Annotated in this window: 2 protein-coding genes; one reads left to right on the top strand and one right to left on the bottom strand. The window is 43.2% G+C overall.

Annotated elements, in window-relative coordinates; translation table 11 throughout:
- Positions 1-373: 373 nt before the first annotated feature.
- Positions 374-1,087 carry a hypothetical protein gene (locus MUP17_06885; GenBank protein MCJ7458698.1) on the bottom strand — a complete coding sequence of 238 codons (714 nt, stop codon included), beginning with the start codon at positions 1,085-1,087 and terminating at the stop codon, positions 374-376.
- A 313-nt stretch (positions 1,088-1,400) separates the two neighbouring features.
- Here MUP17_06885 and MUP17_06880 point away from each other — a divergent pair.
- Positions 1,401-2,016 (top strand): AAA family ATPase (locus tag MUP17_06880; protein ID MCJ7458697.1); only part of this gene is annotated, 616 nt, incomplete at its 3' end.

The raw sequence follows: 2,016 nt of genomic DNA, 5'->3' as shown, positions 1-2,016 counted from the left end.
GCCGCATCTATTGCCTCCCTTTTAATTACGACTGAGTGTGTGGTAGCGGAAAAACCCGAGGAGAAAAAAGCATCGATGATGCCACCCGGCGGCGGTGGATACGGTGATATGTACTAAAAACAATAACGAATGACGAATATCAGATAACGGATAAAATATAGGGGCGACATAGTAGGTCGCCCCTTTCTTATTTTCCCTCTACTTGTAGGAGAGGGAAAGGGTGAGGCAATTCTCGTGCTGACCGTTGGTTTTGTGACCAACGGTCTAAGATCTGTTAGGGCAGACCCCAGTGCCTGCCCTTTTTATTTTCGCAGTGCAACCCTTTTTGGGTCACAAATGTTTCCGAACTCCTAAGTCGTCGAAGTACTGCATATTATCTTCTAAGAGTCAAAGCGTCGGCTATACTAGAGTTCAATTTCTTTAGAGACTTTATCAGCTTTGCTTTTTCCTCGTTAGTGTAATAATGGTAAGTTTCTCTTACGACTGTGCCTGGTTCCAGTTTCGTTCGAATTTTGCCTTCCTCAGAAAATGAACTTCCAAATTTAACGACATTAAGATGTTCGGTATCATATAGGCCTCCATCCTGGTCCTCGTATAGGTGCAAACTGTATGCAAAATACGCACGTGAAAAAGGTACATCTTCCCAGACGGTTAAAATAGTTAGTGTTTCGCCTGGTGCTATTGGGCGTCTTCTAACATATGCTGGCTCGCTGTCCTGCGAGACAGAAGGTATCTTATCATCTAATAGATTATTCCGGAAGTCGAGATCAGATTTGCTTAAATAGGACACGTAGCCCAAGTATATAAGTACCCCAAGTCCTTTGTTCACGATCTGTTCAGTATATCCAAAATCAAAATACTTCGTTGGTGTAAGGTCCGAATGGTTGACCACCGCGAGGTCGGGGCGTTGATGCGTAAACCTGACTATGGCTAATGGTCGATATGACTGTCGTACAGTGCTTAACGCTATTTCATTCGATTTTCTCAACTCGCCAAATTCACTGATCAGATAACATAAACCGATCAAGCCTCCTACAGCCATGATAATTGTTGCGATGGCGTTCCATTTTTCCCAATTGCACTTCATTTGCAGTTCCTCCTTGTAGAATGGCAATATAAAATTACACCTTTCTTCAAGAAAAATCAAGCTCTAACAGTAAAAAAGTGTTTGACTATTCTTCCCGAATTTCATTATGATTAAACTAAAGAAGCTTTGATTTCGTTTAATTTTTAACGGGCAGGGTACCCGCCCTACGAGAGATATAATTCCCTCTCCCCTCGTGGGAGAGGGTTAGGGTGAGGGGGAAATAAAATGATCTCACCCTCCCTTTATCCCTCCCATTAAGGGAGGGAAAGAGTGACGATCGTCCTCACAAAGTGAGGACGCTACACAAAAACTTATGGACCTTTTCGAGAAACAAAAGGAAAAAAGAGTCGAAGAAACTCCTTTAGCTGACCGGATGAGACCCAGGAACTTTGAGGAGTTCATGGGGCAGAAGCATATTCTGTCTGAGGGGAGTGTCTTGAGAAAAGCTATAGAAAAGGGGGAGCTTCAGTCTTTGATCTTCTGGGGACCCCCGGGCACAGGTAAAACCACTTTAGCTTTTATAATTGCCAACTATACCGGAGCGGATTTCAGAGCCTTTTCTGCAGTAACCTCAGGCATAAAGGAAATCAAAGAGGTAATCGCCGCTGCTACCAGACAGAAAAACCTCTATAACAAGAAAACCATTTTATTTGTGGACGAAATCCACCGGTTCAACAAAGCCCAGCAGGATGCCTTTTTACCTCATGTGGAGAAAGGGAACATAATCCTGATTGGAGCCACAACTGAAAACCCCTCTTTTGAGGTAATCTCCGCCTTACTTTCCAGGGCAAAGGTTTATACCTTAAATCCTTTAACTGAGGAAGACCTTAAGGAAATCGTAAATCGAGCTTTGACTGATAAAGAACAAGGTCTGGGGAATTTAAAAGTAAACCTGGAGGAAAAAGCCAAGGATTTTATCGTCCAGATGG

Source organism: Candidatus Zixiibacteriota bacterium (genome assembly GCA_022865345.1).
Taxonomy (GTDB): Bacteria; Zixibacteria; MSB-5A5; order MSB-5A5; family RBG-16-43-9; genus RBG-16-43-9.
The sequence above is the reverse complement of the archived record's forward strand: the minus strand, read 5'-3'. Positions and strand labels throughout refer to the sequence as shown.